This window comes from Amycolatopsis ultiminotia, assembly GCF_039536925.1.
GTDB classification, from domain to species: Bacteria; Actinomycetota; Actinomycetes; order Mycobacteriales; family Pseudonocardiaceae; genus Amycolatopsis; species Amycolatopsis ultiminotia.
The window spans coordinates 114,644-133,691 of sequence record NZ_BAAAZN010000004.1 but is presented as its reverse complement, the minus strand read 5'-3'; the positions used below and the strand labels follow the sequence as shown (position 1 = coordinate 133,691).

Below are 19,048 nucleotides of genomic sequence, written 5' to 3'. Positions count from 1 at the left end.
GTGCGGTGTCCCCAGCCGCCGGCCCGGTTTTCGGGGACACTCGAGAAGGTGAATGTGGTGAACGTGATGTTGCTGGCAGGCACCCGGCCGGAGGCGGTCAAACTCGCACCGCTGGCGCAGGCGCTGGAAGCCCGCCCCGGGCTGCGGCCGCTGATCGTGCACAGCGGCCAGCACCCGGGCATGGTCGAGCAGGCGCTGGCGCCGTTCGGGCGCACCGTGGACGGGTGGCTCCAGGTGCCACCGCGGGTGTCCGGCACACAGGCCGAACTGGTGGCCGGGCTGCTGCCCGCGCTCGACGAGGCGATGCGCCGGTACGCCCCCGGTGCGGTCGTCGTGCAGGGCGACACCACCACCGCGCTGGCGGGCGCGCTCACCGCGTTCTGGCTCGGTATTCCGGTGGTGCACCTGGAGGCCGGACTGCGCACCCGTGATCTGACCACGCCGTTCCCGGAGGAGGGCACGCGGCAGATGGTCTCGCGGATCGCCTCGCTGCACCTGGCTCCCGCGCCCACCGCGGCCGCCGCGCTCCGGGCCGAGGGGGTGCCGGCGGAGCGGATCGTGGTCGCGGGCAACACGGTGGTCGACGCGGTGCTCTCGATCACCGCCCGCGATCTGCCTGCCCGCGATCCGGCACTGGCGTTGCTGGAAATGGGCATTGCCGAAGCCGGGGAACAGCTGGTCCTGGTCACGTCGCACCGCCGCGAATCGTGGGGTGAGCCACTGGCGCGCACGCTGAGCGCGGTTCGCCGGATCGTCGAGGCACACCCGCGGGCACAGGTGCTCTTCCCGATGCACCCGAACCCCGAGGTACGGGCCCAGGTCACCGCGGCACTGAGCGGCGTCCCGCGGGTCACCGTCACCGAACCGCTGGAGTACCCGGACGTCGTTCGCGCACTGCGCCTGGCAACGCTGGTGATCACGGACTCCGGCGGGATCCAGGAGGAGGCACCGACGTTCGGCACGCCGGTGCTGATCCTGCGCGACACCACCGAACGCCCGGAGGCGGTGGCCACCGGATGCGCGTGGCTGGTCGGCACGGACGCGGACCGGATCACCGACACCGCCTGCCGCGTGCTCACCGGGGAACTGCGCGCGGCCACGTCAGCCAACCCGTACGGCGACGGCTCGGCGGCGATCCGCTCCGCCGCGGCAATCGAAACCCTGCTCGGCTTGGCCGATCCGGCTGCCCCGGTGGACCTGCAGTCGGCACGCTGACCCCGGACCGCGAGCGGCGCCGGGTCAGAGCGACACGGTCTCCACCGTCAGTCCCGGGCTTGCCGAGAAATCCATCGGTGCCACCGAACGGCCGGCAGCCACCACGTGCGCGCCCAGTGCCGCGATCATCGCGCCGTTGTCCGTGCAGAGCCGGGGGCGAGGTACGCGGAGTTCGATCCCCGCCTCGGCGCAGCGTTCGGCGGCCAGTTCGGACAGCCGTGAGTTCGCCGCGACGCCGCCGGAAATCACCAGGGTGCCGATGCCCTGTTCGCGAGCGGCACGGATCGCCTTCGCGGTCAACACATCGGCCACCGCCTCCTGGAAGGACGCGGCCACGTCGGGCACCGGGATCCCGGTGCCCGCCTGCTCGGCGTTCTCGACCCAGCGCGCGACCGCCGTTTTCAAGCCGGAGAAGGAAAAATCGAACTTCGCATCCCGTGGGCCGGTCATCCCGCGGGGAAAAGCGATCGCCGCCGGGTCGCCGAGCTTGGCCGCCTTGTCGATCGGCGGGCCGCCAGGGTAGGGCAGGTCCAGCACGCGGGCCACCTTGTCGTACGCCTCGCCGGCCGCGTCGTCCACAGTGGACCCCAGCTCGGTGATACTGGACGCCACGTCGTCCACCCGCAGCAGCTGGGTGTGCCCGCCGGACACCAGTAACGCCAGCACCGGCGAGGGCAGCGGGCCGTGCTGGAGGGTGTCCACCGCGATGTGCCCGGCCAGATGGTTCACGCCGTACAGCGGAATGTCCAGCGCCGAGGCGTAGGCCTTCGCCGCCGAGACACCCACCAGCAGCGCACCGGCGAGGCCGGGACCCGCGGTGACCGCGATGGCGTCCACATCGGACAGCTTGAGCCCGGCGGTGGCGAACGCCCGCTCCGCGGTGGGGACCATCGCCTCCAGGTGCGCCCTGCTGGCCACCTCCGGCACCACGCCGCCGAACCGCGCGTGCTGCTCGACGCTGGAGGCGACCTGGTCCGCGAGCAGCTCCACCGCACCGTCGTCGTGCAGCCGGACCAGGCCGACGCCGGTTTCGTCGCAGGAGCTTTCGATGCCCATGATGACGCGGGACATCAGCGGGCCACCTCGTCTCGGGCCGGGGACCGCGCCGGGCGGGCCATGGTGAACGCGTCGGCGCCGGAGGGCTGGTAGTACCGCTTCCGGATGCCGAGCTTCTGGAAGCCGTGTGCCTCGTACAGCGCCACGGCCGTGTCGTTGTCGGTGCGCACTTCGAGGAACACCGGGGCAGCCAGCTCGTCGGCCCGCGCCAGCAACGCACGCAGCAGCGCCTTGCCGATGCCTTGACCCTGCGCTTCCGGCACCACACCGATGGTGTGCACGTTCGTCTCGTAGTCGCCGCGGCGGCCGACCACGGCCAGCCCCGCGTAGCCAAGCAGCTCAGCGCCGTCGTCCGAGCGCGCAGCCAGGTAGTAGTGGCCCTGGTCGAGCTCGGAGTGGAACGCGCGGCTGCTCCACGGATCGTCACCGGGGAAGAGGATCTTCTCGATCTCCGCGCACTTCGCCACGTCGGCGCGGCGCAGCTGGTCCAGCTTCACGGCGCGGTCACCCGCTTGCGCGCGTTGGGTTCGACAGCGTCCGGACGGCGCAGGTACAGCGGCGTGAGCGGCTCCGGCTCCGTACGCGCCAGCAGCGCGGCACGAGCAACCCGCACCAAACCCGCAGGCGACGGGAACCGCGGCTCGATCGGCACTACCCCCACTGCGTCCGCGTACTGCAGCGCGCCGTCGCCGGCCGCGACGCGCGCCTCCGCGATCACCTCCGCGGGCCGCTGTACGTGCGGACCGTCCACGCGCTCGCCTGCCGCGTCGTACGCCGCCCAGTACACCTCGCGGCGGCGCGCGTCGGTGAAGACGAGGAACGGCTTCTCGGTGCGCACTACGTCGGCGGCGATGGCGTCGAGGCTGCACACCGGATACGCCGGAATGCCGAGCGCATGCGCGTACGCAGCGGCAGTCGCCATGCCCGCACGCAAGCCGGTGAACGGCCCGGGACCGACCCCGCAAACGATCGCGTCCAGGTCCCGTAGCGTGATTCCGGCATCCTCGGCTGCCGCGAGCGAATGCGGGGTGATCAGCTCGCCGTGCGCACGCGGATCCACCGTCACGCGGTCGGACCGGGTGACGAGTTCCGTCTCGTGCACGGCGACGATGCCCGCGCTCACCGCCGGGGTCGCCGTGTCGATCGCCAGTACCAGCACGGTGTCCCAGCCTACGACCAGGACTTCCGCAACTCGCTGCCGGGCCGGACCGGCGGCCCCCGGCCCGGACCGATCGCCAACCCCTTGACCGTGTGAATCGCATCGCAGGTGGCGGCGGTCCGGCCGCGGTACGGTGCGGTGCCAGGTGCCGCCGACGCAGGAGGTCCCCGAAGTGCCCGATCCGCTGTTCCCCGCGATCACGACCGGCTCCGGCAAGCAAGCACTCCGGTTCGGGGATCGGTCGCTGACCTATGCCGAACTGGGCGCGGTGGCCGGCGCGCTGGCCGCCGAACTGCCCGCGGGCCGGGTCGCGGTGTGGGCGACGCCGACCCTGCACACCAGCGTCGCGGTGGTCGCCGCACTGCTCGCCGGGGTACCCGCGGTGCCGCTCAACCCGAAGATCGGCGAACGCGAACTGGCGCACATCCTCGGCGACAGCAGCCCCGCGCTGGTGCTCGCCGAACCGGGCGCGGACCTGCCGGAAGGGCTGGCCGGACTGCCGCGCCGGGACATCCCGCTCACCGGTTCCGGCCCCGTCCCGGACACCGAGCCGGACGCCGAGGCACCGGCGCTGATCGTCTATACCTCCGGCACCACCGGCCCGCCCAAGGGCGTGGTGCTCCCCCGCCGCGCGATCGCGACCACGCTCGACGCACTGGAGGACGCCTGGCAGTGGAGCAGTGCAGACGTGCTGGTGCACGGCCTGCCGCTGTTCCACGTGCACGGGCTGATCCTCGGCATCCTCGGCCCGCTCCGCCGCGGCGGCTCGGTGCGGCACCTTGGCCGGTTCTCCACCGAGGGCGTCACGCGGGAGCTGTCCTCCGGCGCCACGATGCTGTTCGGCGTCCCGACGATGTACCACCGGATCGCCGAGGCGGTACCTGCCGATGCGGAGCTGACCACGGCGCTGCGCGGTGCGCGGTTGCTGGTGTCCGGATCGGCCGCGCTGCCCGTGCACGACCATGAGCGGATCACGGCCGCGACCGGCCAGCAGGTCGTGGAGCGGTACGGGATGACCGAGACGCTGATGAACACCAGCGTGCGCGCGGACGGCGAGCGCAAACCGGGCTCGGTCGGCGTTCCGCTGGCCGGGGTGGACCTGCGGCTGGTGGACGAGTCCGGCAGCGAGATCGGCGAGCAGGGCGCGGTCGGCGAGATCCAGGTCCGCGGGCCGAACCTGTTCACCGAATACCTGAACCGGCCGGATGCGACCGCGGCTGCGCTGGACGGCGGCTGGTTCCGCACCGGCGACGTGGCCACCCGCGACGCCGACGGGTACGTGCGGATCGTCGGCCGCAAGGCCACCGACCTGATCAAGAGCGGTGGTTACAAGATCGGCGCGGGCGAGATCGAGAACGCGCTGCTGGAGCACCCCGGCGTCGCCGAGGTCGCGGTGACCGGCGAACCGGATGCCGATCTCGGCGAGCGGATCGTGGCCTGGGTGGTGCCCGACGGGGACCGGCCCGCGGACGGTGAGCTGGCCGACCACGTGGCGAAACTGCTCGCCCCGCACAAGCGGCCACGGGTCGTGCGTTATCTGGACGCCTTGCCCCGCAACGACATGGGCAAGGTCATGAAGCGGGCACTCGGATGAGCACGCCTGCCCGTGCGCTGATCGCCGATCTCGCCGGCACCTTCACCGAACTGTCCCGCTCCGGCGGCGCACCGGACGATCCGATCGGCTGGCCGGGCTACCCGGACGCACGCGCCACCGCGGCCGAACGCTCCGGCGAGACCGAGTCGGTGGTGGTCGGCGAGGCACGTGTCGGCGACGTGCCTGCGGTGCTGATCGCCTGGGAGTTCGGCTTCCTCGGCGGTTCGATCGGACAGCAGACGGGCGACCGGATCGAAGCGGCTTTCGCCCGCGCGAGGGAGCGGCAGCTGCCGGTCGTCTCGTTGATCGCGACCGGCGGCAGCCGGATGCAGCACGGGATGCGGGCGCTTTCGCAGCTGCAACGGATCGCGCGGGCTTCCGCGGCCGCGCGGGCGGACGGCGTCGCACAGATCTCCGTACTGCGTGACCCGACGACCGGCGGTGGCTGGGCGACGCTCGGCGCAAGCTCGGACGTGGTGCTCGGATTACCGTTGGCGCAAGTGGGTTTTGCCGGTTCGCGCGTACGGCCGGCGACGTCGCCTTCAGAGGCGTACACCGTCGAAGCGAAGCTCGAGTGGGGACAAGTCGACCGTGTCGTACAGCCGGACGAACTGCGCGACGTGCTGAGCCGGTGGCTGCGATTGCTTTCTTCGCGATCACCTGACCCCGCGCCCCCGCCTGCGGCCCTTCGCGCGGTCGAGTTGCCGGAAACGGGCTGGGACGCCGTACAGGCCGCGCGTGCCTCTTCGCGAGCGCGCGCCGCCGAGTACCTCGACTCGTACTTCGACTGGCGAGAAGACGTGCAAGGCGACCGGGTCGGAGAAGTCGACCCTGGCGTGCTGTGCGGCTTCGGTTGGCGTAACGGACGGGCGATCGCGTACGCCGCACAGTGCGGCACCGCGACGCGTCCAGCCGGATTTCGAACCGCTGCGCGTCTCGTACGCATGGCATCCCGTCTCGGGATCCCGGTACTGACGCTGGTGGACACTCCCGGAGCGGCGAACGACGCGGAAGCCGAGCAGGCCGGTGTCGGCCCGGCAATCGCGGAACTGTTCGAAGCGATGGCAACCACCACCTCGCCGATCACCACACTGGTGATCGGCGAGGGGGGTTCCGGCGGGGCGATGGCGTTCGCCGCCCCGGAAGCGACGTGGATGGCCCCGGACGCCTACTTTTCAGTGACGTCACCCGAAGCCGCGGCCGCGATCCTGAAACGTCCGTTACGAGACGTGCCGGAGATCGCGGACCGGCTCCGATTGCGTCCGCAGGACCTGGTTGGCCTGGGACTTACCCGGGGGATCGTGCAGCCCTGAAAATCAGGGCTGGTTTGTGGTGCGTGCGCGGGGCCTCAGGCCTCGGCGCGGACCTTCCAGTTGCGCTGGGCGTACGCGACGAGGCTAGAAGCCACGGCAAGTCCCGCGGTTGCACAGCTGGCGATGGACACGAATACTGCCGTCATAGCGGCTCCTCCTCACTGGGTGCTCGCGACGTGAGTCGTGGTCGGATCCGGATGATCCGCACGGGGGTGCACGACGCTTGCCGGTTTGTGGTGCTGTCCTGTGTTCTACCTGGTACAGCGCATAAAGCGGGCCAAGTGTTACCGCCACCACCCGCCACGATTGGGTGAGACACGTCACGTTATGCTGTCGGTTTCTCGTGGCTGGGTATCGATCAGGGGGCTTCGCCGGACAGACCGGTCGAAAAGGGAGTCCTGAGCCGGGGAAACCCGGCCAGAAAGGAGCGATGTGTCAGAGGCAGCTGAGGCCGGGGGCACGGCGAGCGGTTCACCGGGCGAGGTGACCGTGACCGACCGCGCGACGATGCGCCGGGCCGTGGGGGCGGCAGCCGTCGGGAACATCACCGAGTGGTTCGACTTCGGGGTCTACGGTTACCTCGCCACGACCATCGAGGCGCAGTTCTTCCCGCCGGACAACCACGCACTGGCCCAGCTGGCGACCTTCGCCACGTTCGCGGTCGCCTTCCTGGTCCGCCCGCTCGGCGGCCTGTTCTTCGGCCCGCTCGGCGACCGGATCGGCCGGACCAAGGTGCTGGCCGTGACGGTCATCCTGATGGCGACCGGGACCTTCCTGATCGGGTGCATCCCCTCGTACTCCCAGATCGGCATCGCCGCGCCGATCCTGCTCGTCTGCGCGCGAGTACTGCAGGGCTTCTCCACCGGTGGCGAGTACGCAGGCGCGATGACGTTCATCGCCGAATACAGCCCGGACCGCAAGCGCGGATACTTCGGCAGCTTCCTGGAATTCGGCACGTTCGTCGGGTACGCGCTCGGCGCCACCGTTTCCTCGGTGCTGCCGCTGGTGTCCACCGACGGTTTCATGGACTCCTGGGGCTGGCGGATCCCGTTCATGATCGCGCTGCCGCTCGGCATCACCGGGGTCTACCTGCGGACGAAGCTCGAGGAGACGCCCGCGTTCCAGCACCTGCTCGAAGAGTCCGGCGAGCGCGAGGGCGCCGCGGCGAAGCACGTCCTGCGGGACATCTTCGCGAAGTACTGGCCCGCCATGCTGCTGGCCGGTGGGCTGGTGGTCACCTGGAACGTCACCAACTACATGCTCACCGCCTACATGCCGACCTACCTCAAGGACTCGGACACCATGGAGGCGAACGGCGGGCACGCGATCTCGTCCACCGCGTCGGAGTGGACGCAGATCGCGGTGCTGTGGGTCGCCGTGCTGGTGATCCCGCTGCTGGGCAGGCTGAGCGACAAGATCGGGCGCAAGCCGATCATGTGGGTCGGTGCGGGTGGCCTTGTCGTGCTCGGCATCCCGATGGTGCTGCTGCTCAAGAGCGGCTCGGTGTTCGCGGTGCTGATCGGGCTGATCCTGATGGGCCTGCTGCTGATCTGCTTCTCCGCGACCTGTCCCTCGACGCTGCCCGCGTTGTTCCCGACCGAGGTCCGCTACGGCAGCCTGTCGATCTCGTTCAACATCTTCGTCTCCGCGTTCGCGGGCACCGTTTCACTGGTGATGAGTGCGCTGGTGCTGGCAACCGGTGACCTGAACTGGCCGGCGTACTACCTGATCGCGGCCGGCGTGATCGGCGTGATCACGCTGCTGAAGCTCAAGGAGACCGCGGGCAAGTCGCTTCCCGGTTCACTGCCGTCGGCAGGCACCGAGGAGGAAGCCAGGGAAATGGCAGCCGGGCGCTGAACCCCCGGCGTCGTGCTCCGGCGGGCCGGTCGGGCGGACGCATCCGGTATGACCGAGGTGTGGCTGCGGTCGTTCACCACGGCATTGCCGACCGTCCGCCGGGAGCACGACAACGCCGTGCGGAAGTGGTTTTCCGCCACGGTGTCCGCAATGCAGTACTGGGTGCGGTCACCGGGAACCCGGTGACCGGCCCGCTGGTGCCCGACGGCGACGAGCTGACGCAGCTGTACCGACGAACCGAACCGCAACGCGCCGTACGAGCCTGCCGGTCAGTACGCCCTAGTGGGCCCGTGCCTCGAGTGCCTCTGTGCGCTCGGCCCAGGTGCCGTGTGGTTCCAGGGCCGCTGTGCGCGTGTCGTCGGCACGGCGGGACAGGCGGACCACCAGGTGGTCCTCGTTGAGCCGTTCCGCGCTGCCTTCGCCCCATTCCACGACCACCGCGGAGCTTTCCAGATCGGTGTCCAGGTCGAGGTCGTCCAGCTGGGACAGATCGCCGCCGAGGCGGTAGGCGTCCACGTGGATCAGCGGCACACCGGTGGTCCCTGCGCCGTGCACCCGCGCGAGCACGAACGTCGGGGAGCTGACCCGGCCGCGTACGCCCATCCCGTCGGCGATACCGCGGGTGAGCGTGGTCTTGCCGGCCCCGAGCGGACCGGCCAGCAGCACGAGGTCACCCGCGCGCAGAACCGCACCCAGCGCACGGCCGAACGCCATCGTGTCCTCGGGGGTCTCCAGGATCACCTTGTCCACCACCAGTTCCGCCGGTTCGGGGCCGCGCTGCCACCGCAGCGCTGCAGCAGGTCGATGAGATGACTGTTCACGAGCTCCGGCTGTTCGAGCTGCACCATGTGGCCTGCCCCGCGGACCCGCACCAGTTCGGCGTCCGGCAGCTCGGCGGCGATCCGCTCGGCGTGCGCGAACGGCGTGAACCGGTCGGAGTCGCCACCGATCACCAGCACCTGTGCGTGTTTCAGGCCGGCCAGCGCGGCGTACCGGTTGTGGTTGCCGAGCGTGCCGACGAAGTTGAGCAGGCCACGGACCGGCGTGACGGCCAGCATTTCCAGCATGAAATCCACCAGCCGCGGCGAAACGTCCCGGCTGCCGAAGGCGAGCCGCCGGACCGCCTGCCGGGTCAGCTGCCCGCCCGCGGCACGCACGAACTCCACCAGTCCCGGCTGCCAGCCGGCCAGCTCGCCGACGCCGCGGGTCAGCGGGTTGTACTTCGACAGCAGCGGCCGCGGCAACCCGCGTGCCCCGACCTCGCCCGCGGCAGTGGCGATGAACGCAACGCCGCACACCCGCTCCGCGAACAACTCCGGCCGCTCCGCCGCCAGCTCCATGATCACCATGCCGCCCATGGAATGTCCCACGAGGACGATCGGGCCTTCGGGCACCATCGCCCGCAGTACGCCGTCGAGATCGCGCGAGAGCTGCTCGATGGTCGACGTCTCGGTAGAAGCATCGCCGGACAGACCGTGGCTGCGGTGGTCGTAGTAGACCTGCCGTACGCGCGGCAGCCGCAGCGACGCGATGTCGCGCCGTTGGAAGTGCCACGAACGACGAGACAGCGCGAAGCCGTGTACGCCGACGAGAGTCAGCTCCGGTTCTTCGCCGTCCGAAGGGTCGATTTCCTCCACTGAAAGTGGCGTACCGTCTTCGGCCGCGACGGTGGACGTCCGATCCGGCTTCAGCTCCCCCAACAGCTCTTCGGCGAGTGGGTCCGCACTCGGCTTGCGCTGCTGTGCAGCCACGACCGCTGCCGCCGCGCCGGTGACCACCGCGCCGACGCCACCGGCGACCGCCCACAACCGTGCCGAAGGCTTCACGACTGCTCCCCCAGGTAGCGTCGCCGCACCCGCGGCCGGTACATCGACGTGACGATCTCGTAGTCGATGGTGCCGAGTTTGTCGGCCCATTCCCGCGCGGTCGGCGCACCCGCGCCACCCGCGCCGAAGAGCACGACCTCGTCACCGACTTCGGGCACTTCGTCGCCGCAGTCGACCACCAGCTGGTCCATGCACACCCGTCCGGCGACCGGACGACGGCGACCGCCGAGCCACACGTCCATCCGCCCGGACAGCGACCGCGGCACGCCGTCGGCGTATCCGGTGGGAACGAGCGCCAGCGTGGTGTCCTGCGGAGTGGTCCAGATGTGCCCGTAGGACACGGATTCCCCGGCGAGCAGCCGTTTCGTGAGCACCACGCTGGAGCGGAAGGTCATCGCCGGACGCAGGTCGTCGCCGGTGTCCACCGGGTTGAGCCCGTACATCGCGATGCCCGGGCGGACGAGGTCGAAGTGCAGATCGGGCCGGGTCAGCAGGGCTGCGGAGTTGGCCAGGTGCCGGATCGGGTCGAGCCCGGCGGCCCTGGCCAGGTCGTACGCCTCGGCGAATCGCTTGGCCTGTGCGTCGACCGAGGGATGGCCGGGCTCGTCGGCGCAAGCCAGGTGCGACCAGATGGCCACGACCTCGACCGACGGCGTCGCAGCCGCCGCTTCGACCAGCGAAGGCCATTCCGCGGGCGGGCAGCCGTTGCGCGACAACCCGGTGTCGATCTTCAGGTGTACCCGCGCCCGCTTGCCCGCCCGGACGGCGGCCTCGGCGATCCGTGTCAGCTCACCGGTGGAGCTGGCACCGAGGTCGACGTCCGCCTCGATCCCGGCGGCGAAGTCGACCTCCGGCACGTCCAGCCAGCTGAACAACCGGGTGTCGAGCCCGGCAGCACGCAGCTCGAGCGCTTCGGCCAGTGAACAGGTGCCGAGCCAGGTCGCACCGGCTTCGGCCGCAGCGCGGGCCACCGGCACCGCGCCGTGCCCGTACGCGTCGGCCTTGACCACGGCCATCACCGCAGCGCCGGAGGCACGCGACGTCAGCAACGCAACGTTGTGGCGCACGGCGTCGAGGTCGATCACGGCCTCGGCCCGTGGGGAACTGGCAGTCATAATGCCCGCCAGTTTCCCACGGCCGGGGATCAGGGCAGGCAGTCAGGGCAGGCAGTCAAGGCAGGCAGTCAAGGCAGGCGCTGTCCGGATGTGCCGGAGAACACGTGCAGCTCGTCGGGGCGGATCCGCAGGTGCAGGGTGTCGCCCATGGCAGGCGGGGTGCGCGGGTCGACCCTGGCGACCACATTGCGTGACGAGCCTTCCGCGGTGGCCTCGGCTGCGCCGGTGAGCTTGCCGTACACGTAGGCGTCCGAGCCCAGTTCCTCGACCAGTTCGACGGCGATCGGCAGGGTGCCGTCGGTGTCGGTGGTGACCTCCAGCGACTCCGGACGGAAACCGAGGGTGACCGCGTCGCCGTCGGCCGCGGAGCGGATCTCCGGTGTGAGCGGGACGCTCGCACCGCCGATCTCGGCCCCGTCGGCGGTGAGCTTCGCCGTGACGAGGTTCATTGCCGGGGAGCCGATGAAGCCGGCGACGAAGACGTTCTGCGGCTTCTCGTACAGCGCGCGCGGGGTGTCGCACTGCTGGAGCAGGCCGTCGGAGAGCACCGCCACGCGGTCACCCATCGTCATGGCTTCCACCTGGTCGTGCGTCACGTACACGGTGGTGACGCCGAGCCTGCGCTGCAGTGCGGCGATCTGCGTACGAGTGGACACGCGCAGCTTGGCGTCGAGGTTCGACAGCGGCTCGTCCATCAGGAACACCTGCGGCTCACGCACGATCGCGCGGCCCATCGCGACACGCTGGCGCTGACCGCCGGAGAGCGCCTTCGGCTTGCGGTCGAGGTACTGCTCGATGTCCAGCAGCTTCGCCGCGTCGAGCACCTTCTGCTTGATCTCCGACGCCGGACGGCCGGCGATCTTCAACGCGAAGCCCATGTTCTGCGCGACGCTCATGTGCGGGTAGAGGGCGTAGTTCTGGAACACCATCGCGATGTCCCGCGACCGCGGCGGCAGCTGCGTGACGTCACGGTCGCCGATCCACACCGCACCCTCGTCGATGTCCTCGAGACCGGCCAGCATGCGCAGCGCGGTGGACTTGCCGGAACCGGACGGGCCGACGAGCACCAGGAACTCGCCGTCGGCGATCTCCAGATTCAGCTCGTCGACGGCGGGGCGCTCGGTACCGGCGTAGCGGCGGGTCGCCTTGTCGTAGGTGATGCTGGCCATCGGTCAGTCCTCTCCGAATTTCGCGGGAACCCCGTGCGCGAACTCGCGCGTCTCGAGGTGGCGGCGCTGGATCTCCTTGCCCGCGGCGCGCAACGCCTCGGTCGGCTCGTCCAGCACGAGCCGGTTTCCGGATCCGGTAACGGCACTGCCGAGCCACGCGGGCGGCTCGGCGCTTCCTGCCAGCGCCCACGCGGCTTGCCTGGCGGCGCCGAGTGCCACGTACTCGCCTGCTTCCGGGATGACGACGGGCAGCCCGAGCACGATCGGCGCGACCGCCCGCACCGCGGCGGACTGCGCGCCACCGCCGATGAGCTGCACCCGACGCACGTCCATGCCCTGCGCACGGACCGCGTCCAGCCCGGCGGCCAGCCCGCAGACCATGCCCTCCACCGCGGCCCGCGCCACATTCTCCGGCGTCATGTTCGACCTGGTCAGACCATGCAGCGAGCCGGCCGCACCGGGCAGGTTCGGGGTGCGCTCGCCGTCGAGGTAGGGCAGCAGCGTGAGCCCGGCCGCGCCCGGTTCGGCGGCCAGCGCGAGACGGTCGAACTCCGGAAGGCCGACACCCAGCATTGCCGCTCCCGCGGTGAGCACGCGGGCCGCGTTGAGCGCCGCGGTCAGCGGGAGGAAGTGACCGGTGGCGTCGGCGAAACCGGCGACCAGACCGCTCGCGTCGGCCGAACCGTGCTCCGTGACGCCGAAGACGGTGCCGCTGGTGCCGATCGAGATCACCGCGTCGCCCGGTTCGAGCTCCAGCGCGAGCGCGGCCGCCATGTTGTCCCCGGTGCCGGCGGAGACGAGCAGACCGGCAGAGGTGTGCCCGGCGACGTCGGCCGGACCGAGCACGGTGGGCAGCTCGGGCGTACGGCCGCCGAACGCGTGCGCCAGCACATCCCTCCGGTAGGTGCCTTCGACCGGTGAGAAGTACCCGGTGCCGGACGCGTCGCCGCGATCGGTCACCGCGGTGGCGGGGCGGCCGAGCAGCCGCCAGGTGAGCCAGTCGTGCGGCAACAGGACGCGGGCCACGCGGTCGGCGTTCTCCGGCTCGTGCTCGGCGAGCCAGCGCAGCTTCGTGACGGTGAAGCTGGCGACCGGCACCGAGCCGACCGACTTCGCCCACACGCCGGGTCCGCCCAGTTCGTCGGTGAGGTCGTTCGCCGCCTGCGCGGAACGGGTGTCGTTCCACAGCAAGGCGGGACGGACCACTTCACCGGCCTCGTCGACGGTGACCATGCCGTGCTGCTGACCGCCGATGCCGATGGCCGAAACGCCTTCCAGTACCTCGCCGGTGGCCTCGCCGAATGCCTCCCACCAGGCGGCCGGGTCCACCTCGGTGCCGTCCGGGTGCGGTGCGCGGCCGGTGCGCACGATCTCGCCCGTGTGCGCGTCGCAGACCACCACCTTCGTCGACTGGGTCGACGAATCGACACCGGCCACCAGCTCAGCTGTCATAGGGCTGCCCTTCCTCGACGTGTTCCACCATCTCGACGGCCGTGCCCGCGTTGAGCGCGGCCTCGATCTCCTCGGTCGGCGTGGCATCGCTGGTGATCAGCAGGTCGTAATCGGCGACGGTGCCGTGCGCGTAGGTGGCAGTGTGGCCGAACTTCGCGTGGTCGAGCACCAGCACGTTGCGGTTCGCGGCACGCAACACGGCCTTCTTCAACTCGGCGTAGTCGCGTACGGGGTGGAACAGCCTGCCAACCGCGACCGCGCTCACCGAGACGAACGCGACGTCGGCCCGGGTGCGCTCCAGCAACGCGAGCACGTCGGGACCGGAGCACGAGTCGTACTCGGGGTGGTAACGGCCGCCCGCGACCACGACCTCGACCCCGTCGCCGAGGAGCCGCGCGGCCTGCAGCGAGTTGGTGATCACGGTCAGGCCGTCGACCGCGGAAAGCTGCTCGACCAGCGGAAACAGCGTGGTGGAATCGTCGACGAACACGGTGTGGCCCGGCTCGACCTGCCGGATCGCGACTTCGGCGAGCGCTTCCCGCTCGGCCGAGTGGAAGGTGCACCGGCCGGCGGCTTCCATGGTGTGCGTGGAGTACGCCTCGACCTTGCCGCGCAGCTTCCGCAGCAGCCGCCGCGCGGCGAGCTCGTCGAGATCGCGGTGCATGGTCATCAGGCTCACGCCGAACCGGGCGGTGAGGTCGTCGATCCGCACCTCGCCCTGCTCGATGACGTGGTCGAGGATCTCGCGCCGCCGCTGCTCGACGACGGCGTCCGAGGGCCTCGCCTTACCGGTCACGCCCTGTTCTTACCAGATTTTCCCGGGAGAGTTAACGCATAACTTGATAACTTCCGGACCGTTCAGTGCGAGGTCGCACGGATCAGCCGGAGTGCCGCGGGGATGGCGTCGACCAGTGCCGACGCCGAGGTGGGCACGTCCTCGGCAGCCAGCGCGCCGGCCAGCGAGTGGACCTGTGCCGCGGCGGACGCGGCGAGCCACGGATCGAGCCCGGCCGCGAGCAGCGAGCCCACCAGACCGGTCAGCACGTCGCCGGAGCCCGCCGTCGCCAGCCACGAGCCACGCGGGGTGTTCACCGAGGCCCGGCCGTCCGGGGCGGCGACCACGGTGCAGTGGCCCTTGAGCAGCACCACCGCGTCGTACTTCTTCGCCGCCGCCCGCGCCGCGGCCGGCCGGTCCGCGCCGGGGCCGTGGCCCATCAGCCGCTCGTACTCGCCGGCGTGCGGGGTCAGTACCAGCGGAGTGCCCGGGTCACGCGCGTCGAGGACTTCGGAGCTGCGCGCGATGATCGTGGTCGCGTCGGCGTCCGCGCACACCGGCACACCCTGGCCGAGGATGTGGCTGAGCACGTCGCGACCTTCCGTTCCGGTGCCGATGCCGGGCCCGACCACCCACGCCTGCACCCGGCCCGCGTCGGTGACCGAACCCGTCGCGACGATCTCCGGCCAGCGCGCCCGGACCACGTCCGCGGCATGCCCGGCGTACCGCACCATGCCTGCCGTCGCCCGCACTGCCGAACCGGACGCGAGCACCGCCGCACCCGGGTACGCCGCAGAACCGGCGGCGATACCGACCACGCCCTGGCTGTACTTGTCGTCCTCCGGACCGGGCACCGGCCACGCACCGGCGATATCCGCGAGCTCGAGGCGGTACAGGTCCGGCTCGCCGAGCGAGGGCCGCAGGCCGATGTCCACCAGCGCGACCTCACCGCACTCCTGCGGAGCCAGCGCGTGCACGGGTTTGAGCGCACCGAAGGTAACCGTGCGCGTGGCGGTGACGTGGGGACCGTCGACCGCACCGGTGTCCGGATCGACACCGCTGGGCAGATCGACCGCCACCACCGGCGCCTCAACCTGCTCGGCCTGCTCGACCAGCTGGGCGGCCGCCGGACGCAACGAACCGCGTGCGGAGATGCCGACAATGCCGTCGACCACCACATCCGCCTTGGCGATCCACTGTGGACCGTCCGCAGTGGACACCGAACGACCACCGGCACGCCGCAGTGCGGCCAACCCTGCCGGGTGCGCCTTGTCCGGGCTCAGCAGTACCGCGGTGACCGACACCCCGCGCCGGCGCAGGAACGCACCGGCCCACAACGCGTCGCCACCGTTGTTGCCGGAACCGACGAGCAGCACGACCCGCCGTCCGGAAACCGCGGCGGTCCGCTCGGCCAGCAGCGCGGCCACCTGAGTGGCCAGCCCGAACGCGGCCCGGCGCATCAGCTCGCCGTCCGGGGTCACCGCCAGCAGCCCGTCCTCCGCCTCGCGAATCCGTTCCGTGGTCCAGATCCCCTGCACGGCGGCGGCCTCCCGCTCTATTCGACGGTGACGGACTTCGCCAGGTTACGCGGCTTGTCGACGTCGTACCCGCGGGAACGGGCGATCTCCGCGGCCAGCACCTGCAGCGGAACCGTGGACACCAGCGGCTGCAACAGCGTCGGCACCGCGGGCACCTCGATCAGCTCGTCGGCGAACGGGCGCACGGTCTCGTCGCCCTCCTCGGCGATCACGATCGTGCGCGCGCCCCTGGCCTGGATCTCACTGATGTTCGACACCAGCTTCGAGTGCAGCACCGCACGGCCCTTCGGCGACGGCATCACCACGACCACCGGCAGACCCTCTTCGATCAGCGCGATCGGACCGTGTTTCAGCTCGCCCGCGGCGAAGCCCTCCGCGTGCATGTACGCGAGTTCCTTGAGCTTCAACGCACCCTCGAGCGCCACCGGGAACCCGACGTGCCTGCCGAGGAACAGCACCGCGCGTGAATCCGCGATGCGCCGCCCCAGCTCACGCGTCTGCTCCACAGTGGACAAGACCTTCTGCACGGCGGCAGGCATGGCCTCCAGCTCGCCGAACTCGCGCGCGACCTCATCCGGGTACTTCGTGCCGCGGGCCTGCGCCAGCGCGAGGCCGACCAGGTAGTTGGCCGCGATCTGCGCGAGGAACGCCTTCGTGGACGCGACACCGATCTCCGGCCCGGCGTGTGTGTACAGCACCGCGTCCGACTCACGCGGGATCTGCGCGCCGTTGGTGTTGCAGACCGCGAGCACCCGGGCCTTCTGCTCCCGCGCGTGCCGGACCGCTTCCAGCGTGTCGGCCGTCTCGCCGGACTGGGACACCGCGACCACGAGCGTGTCGCGGTCCAGCACCGGATCGCGGTAGCGGAACTCCGACGCCAGCTCGACCTCGACGGGCAGCCGGCACCAGTGCTCGATCGCGTACTTCGCGACCAGGCCGGAGTGGTAGGCCGAACCGCAGGCGACCACGAACACCTTGTCGACGTCCCGCAGGTCCTGGTCCGAGATGCGCTGCTCGTCGAGGATGATCCGGCCCGCCTCGAAGTGGCCGCGCAGCGTGTTGGCCAGCGCTTCGGGCTGCTCGTCGATCTCCTTGAGCATGAAGTACTCGTGGCCGCCCTTTTCCGCGGCGCTCAGGTCCCAGTCGACGGTGAACGGCTTGGCCTGCGCGGCGTCGCCGTGGAAGTCGGCGACCTGGTAGCCGTCGCGGGTGATCACCACGAGCTGGTCCTGGCCGAGTTCGACGGCCGCACGGGTGTGCTCGATGAAGGCCGCGACGTCGGAGGCGACGAAGTGCTCGCCCTCGCCCACGCCCACCACCAGCGGCGACGAACGGCGGGCCGCGACGATCGTGTCCGGTTCGTCGGCGTGCGTCACGACCAGGGTGAACGCGCCCTCCAGCCGACGGCAGACCGCGGCCACGCTGGCCGTCAGGTCGCCCTTGGTCACGCCATCGGTGTAGGCCCTGGCGACCAGGTGTGCGGCGGTCTCACTGTCGGTGTCGCTGGTCATCTCGACGCCTGCCGCTTCCAGCTCGGCGCGCAGCGTGGCGAAGTTCTCGATGATCCCGTTGTGCACCACGGCGACGCGGTTGCTCGCGTCGCGGTGCGGATGGGAGTTGCGGTCCACCGGCGCACCGTGCGTGGCCCACCGGGTGTGCCCCATGCCCGCGGTGCCGTCGAACGAGCCGCGGCCGACCTCGTCGAGCCTGGCCTCCAGGTTCGCGAGACGGCCCGCCTTGCGCTCGACGTTCAGCGCGCCGGCACCGTCCAGCACCGCCACGCCCGCCGAGTCGTAACCCCGGTACTCCATCCGCCGCAGCCCACCGAGGACGACGTCCAGCGCCGGCCGATGTCCGACGTATCCCACGATTCCGCACACGCGGACAAGCGTAACCAGACAAGTCCAGCCCCCTACTCCGGTCCCTTCTCGCCACTGTGAACTGCGAAAACCGACCATCGGGCAAGGGTGCGACCGCGCTCGCGGCGCATCCGGTGAACCGGTACGGCGCGAACCGGGGTGGCAGGCCGGAGCGGCGGGCGGGCCGGACCGGGGCGCGGGCAGTAAGGTCACGCGCATGGCCAGCAAGCCCAAACAGCTGCTCACGGAGCTGTCCCACCCGGGCCCCCACGAGGTCCTGCGCGGCAACCTCGCCCTGGTCGGGCTGCCCGGAATCGTGTTCACCCCGCGCAGTGGGCTCGGGCTGCCCGCCGTCGCCTTCGGGCACGGCTGGCTGCAGCCGGCCACGCGCTACCGGCAGCTGCTGCACCACCTCGCGAGCTGGGGTGTGGTCGCCGCGGCGCCCGCCACGCAGACCGGGCCACTGCCCTCGCACCGACTGCTGGCCGGCGACCTGCTGACCACCCTCGACGTGGTCACCACGGTCCGGCTCGGCCCGGACGGCATCAGCGTCGACCCGGAGAAGCTCGGCCTCGCCGGTCACTCCGCGGGCGGTGGTGCTTCGGTGCTGGCCGCCGCAGAGTCGGCAGGCGCCGGCGACGAGGGAAGGCCACGGGTGCGTGCGGTGGCGACGGTGGCCGCCGCGCAGACGTTCCCGCCCGCCACCGAAGCGGCGAAGGTGATCACCGCCCCCGGTCTGCACCTGGCCGTCGAGGACGACCTGGTCGCCCCCGCGATCGGCCACGCCGAGGCGATCGCCCGCAACTGGGCGGGCCCGGTCCAGCTGCGCACCCTGAGCAAGTCCAGCCACCTGGCGGTGACCGAGGGCAAGCACTGGAGCCAGCTTCTGCTGCAGGGCAAACCGCACCGCGGCACGCAACAGCTGACCCGTGCGCTGTTCACCGCGTTCTTCCTGACCCACCTGACCGGTACGGACGAGTACCTGCCCTTGCTGGACGGGAACGTGAAACGCGCCTCGATCGACCTGCCGGACGAGGACGAGCCCGCCGCCTGACCGGCCGCGGCGCAGCCGACGGTCCACACCCCGGACACCACGTGGAAGACGTCTCCACCGCATCGA

General features: G+C 71.0%; 17 protein-coding genes. 6 read left to right on the top strand and 11 right to left on the bottom strand.

The genetic code is table 11. The features are described from left to right. The first annotated feature begins 57 nt into the window (after positions 1-57). A complete protein-coding gene (wecB, locus tag ABD793_RS11095) occupies positions 58-1,215 on the top strand; it encodes a non-hydrolyzing UDP-N-acetylglucosamine 2-epimerase (protein WP_344858399.1) in 1,158 nt (385 codons plus the stop codon). Between the two features lie 24 nt (positions 1,216-1,239). Here wecB and tsaD read toward each other — a convergent pair whose 3' ends face one another. The 3 genes from tsaD to tsaB are packed head-to-tail and all read right to left on the bottom strand — an operon-like array spanning position 1,240 to position 3,430. Next, positions 1,240-2,286: a tRNA (adenosine(37)-N6)-threonylcarbamoyltransferase complex transferase subunit TsaD gene (gene tsaD / locus ABD793_RS11090; protein ID WP_344858396.1), complete on the bottom strand. Its 1,047-nt coding sequence runs from the start codon at positions 2,284-2,286 to the stop codon at positions 1,240-1,242. Continuing rightward, positions 2,286-2,768 (bottom strand): ribosomal protein S18-alanine N-acetyltransferase, encoded by a 483-nt coding sequence (gene rimI / locus ABD793_RS11085; RefSeq protein ID WP_344858394.1) that lies wholly within the window; start codon positions 2,766-2,768, stop codon positions 2,286-2,288. The genes tsaD and rimI overlap by 1 nt, the downstream gene beginning before the upstream one ends. Further along, positions 2,765-3,430, bottom strand: coding sequence for a tRNA (adenosine(37)-N6)-threonylcarbamoyltransferase complex dimerization subunit type 1 TsaB (gene tsaB / locus ABD793_RS11080; RefSeq protein ID WP_344858391.1), 666 nt, complete (start codon positions 3,428-3,430; stop codon positions 2,765-2,767). Before tsaB ends, rimI begins: the two co-directional genes overlap by 4 nt. A 172-nt stretch (positions 3,431-3,602) precedes the next feature. On the opposite strand from tsaB, the gene ABD793_RS11075 reads away from it, so the two are divergent. From ABD793_RS11075 to ABD793_RS11060, 4 genes are all read left to right on the top strand, one after another. Further along, the gene (locus ABD793_RS11075) at positions 3,603-5,024 is read left to right on the top strand and encodes an acyl-CoA synthetase (RefSeq protein ID WP_344859178.1); all 1,422 of its coding nucleotides are present in this window, start codon (positions 3,603-3,605) and stop codon (positions 5,022-5,024) included. Continuing rightward, entirely contained in the window at positions 5,021-6,337 is a 1,317-nt protein-coding gene (locus ABD793_RS11070) for a carboxyl transferase domain-containing protein (RefSeq protein WP_344858389.1), read from the top strand. The genes ABD793_RS11075 and ABD793_RS11070 overlap by 4 nt, the downstream gene beginning before the upstream one ends. A gap of 432 nt (positions 6,338-6,769) precedes the next feature. Next, positions 6,770-8,194 carry an MFS transporter gene (locus tag ABD793_RS11065; protein WP_344858387.1) on the top strand — a complete coding sequence of 475 codons (1,425 nt, stop codon included), beginning with the start codon at positions 6,770-6,772 and terminating at the stop codon, positions 8,192-8,194. Positions 8,195-8,242: 48 nt separating this feature from the next. Beyond that, positions 8,243-8,380 (top strand): hypothetical protein, encoded by a 138-nt coding sequence (locus ABD793_RS11060; protein WP_344858384.1) that lies wholly within the window; start codon positions 8,243-8,245, stop codon positions 8,378-8,380. A 93-nt stretch (positions 8,381-8,473) separates the two neighbouring features. Here ABD793_RS11060 and tsaE read toward each other — a convergent pair whose 3' ends face one another. From tsaE to glmS, 8 genes are all read right to left on the bottom strand, one after another. Then, positions 8,474-8,944: a tRNA (adenosine(37)-N6)-threonylcarbamoyltransferase complex ATPase subunit type 1 TsaE gene (gene tsaE / locus ABD793_RS11055; RefSeq protein ID WP_425548681.1), complete on the bottom strand. Its 471-nt coding sequence runs from the start codon at positions 8,942-8,944 to the stop codon at positions 8,474-8,476. Next, a complete protein-coding gene (locus ABD793_RS11050) occupies positions 8,932-10,020 on the bottom strand; it encodes an alpha/beta fold hydrolase (RefSeq protein ID WP_344858379.1) in 1,089 nt (362 codons plus the stop codon). The genes tsaE and ABD793_RS11050 overlap by 13 nt, the downstream gene beginning before the upstream one ends. Then, a complete protein-coding gene (gene alr, locus ABD793_RS11045) occupies positions 10,017-11,135 on the bottom strand; it encodes an alanine racemase (protein WP_344858376.1) in 1,119 nt (372 codons plus the stop codon). Before alr ends, ABD793_RS11050 begins: the two co-directional genes overlap by 4 nt. A gap of 68 nt (positions 11,136-11,203) precedes the next feature. Continuing rightward, positions 11,204-12,304 (bottom strand): ABC transporter ATP-binding protein, encoded by a 1,101-nt coding sequence (locus ABD793_RS11040; RefSeq protein ID WP_344858374.1) that lies wholly within the window; start codon positions 12,302-12,304, stop codon positions 11,204-11,206. Positions 12,305-12,307: 3 nt separating this feature from the next. Beyond that, complete coding sequence (xylB, locus tag ABD793_RS11035) at positions 12,308-13,756, bottom strand: xylulokinase (protein ID WP_344858372.1); 1,449 nt, start codon at positions 13,754-13,756, stop codon at positions 12,308-12,310. Continuing rightward, positions 13,746-14,552, bottom strand: coding sequence for a DeoR/GlpR family DNA-binding transcription regulator (locus ABD793_RS11030; RefSeq protein ID WP_344858370.1), 807 nt, complete (start codon positions 14,550-14,552; stop codon positions 13,746-13,748). Before ABD793_RS11030 ends, xylB begins: the two co-directional genes overlap by 11 nt. 62 nt (positions 14,553-14,614) lie before the next feature. Further along, the gene (locus ABD793_RS11025; protein ID WP_344858367.1) at positions 14,615-16,069 is read right to left on the bottom strand and encodes an NAD(P)H-hydrate dehydratase; all 1,455 of its coding nucleotides are present in this window, start codon (positions 16,067-16,069) and stop codon (positions 14,615-14,617) included. 17 nt (positions 16,070-16,086) lie between these two features. Then, a complete protein-coding gene (glmS, locus tag ABD793_RS11020) occupies positions 16,087-17,949 on the bottom strand; it encodes a glutamine--fructose-6-phosphate transaminase (isomerizing) (RefSeq protein WP_344858365.1) in 1,863 nt (620 codons plus the stop codon). A 196-nt stretch (positions 17,950-18,145) separates the two neighbouring features. Here glmS and ABD793_RS11015 point away from each other — a divergent pair, with 196 nt between their 5' ends. Further along, a complete protein-coding gene (locus ABD793_RS11015) occupies positions 18,146-18,982 on the top strand; it encodes a dienelactone hydrolase family protein (protein ID WP_344858363.1) in 837 nt (278 codons plus the stop codon). Positions 18,983-19,048: the final 66 nt, after the last annotated feature.

Coding starts and splice junctions, on each gene's coding strand:
- tsaD (WP_344858396.1), bottom strand. CDS start 2,286: ATGTCCCGCGTCATCATGGGCATCGAAAGCTCCTGCGACGAAACCGGC.
- ABD793_RS11070 (WP_344858389.1), top strand. CDS start 5,021: ATGAGCACGCCTGCCCGTGCGCTGATCGCCGATCTCGCCGGCACCTTC.
- ABD793_RS11060 (WP_344858384.1), top strand. CDS start 8,243: ATGACCGAGGTGTGGCTGCGGTCGTTCACCACGGCATTGCCGACCGTC.
- alr (WP_344858376.1), bottom strand. CDS start 11,135: ATGACTGCCAGTTCCCCACGGGCCGAGGCCGTGATCGACCTCGACGCC.
- ABD793_RS11040 (WP_344858374.1), bottom strand. CDS start 12,304: ATGGCCAGCATCACCTACGACAAGGCGACCCGCCGCTACGCCGGTACC.
- xylB (WP_344858372.1), bottom strand. CDS start 13,756: ATGACAGCTGAGCTGGTGGCCGGTGTCGATTCGTCGACCCAGTCGACG.
- ABD793_RS11015 (WP_344858363.1), top strand. CDS start 18,146: ATGGCCAGCAAGCCCAAACAGCTGCTCACGGAGCTGTCCCACCCGGGC.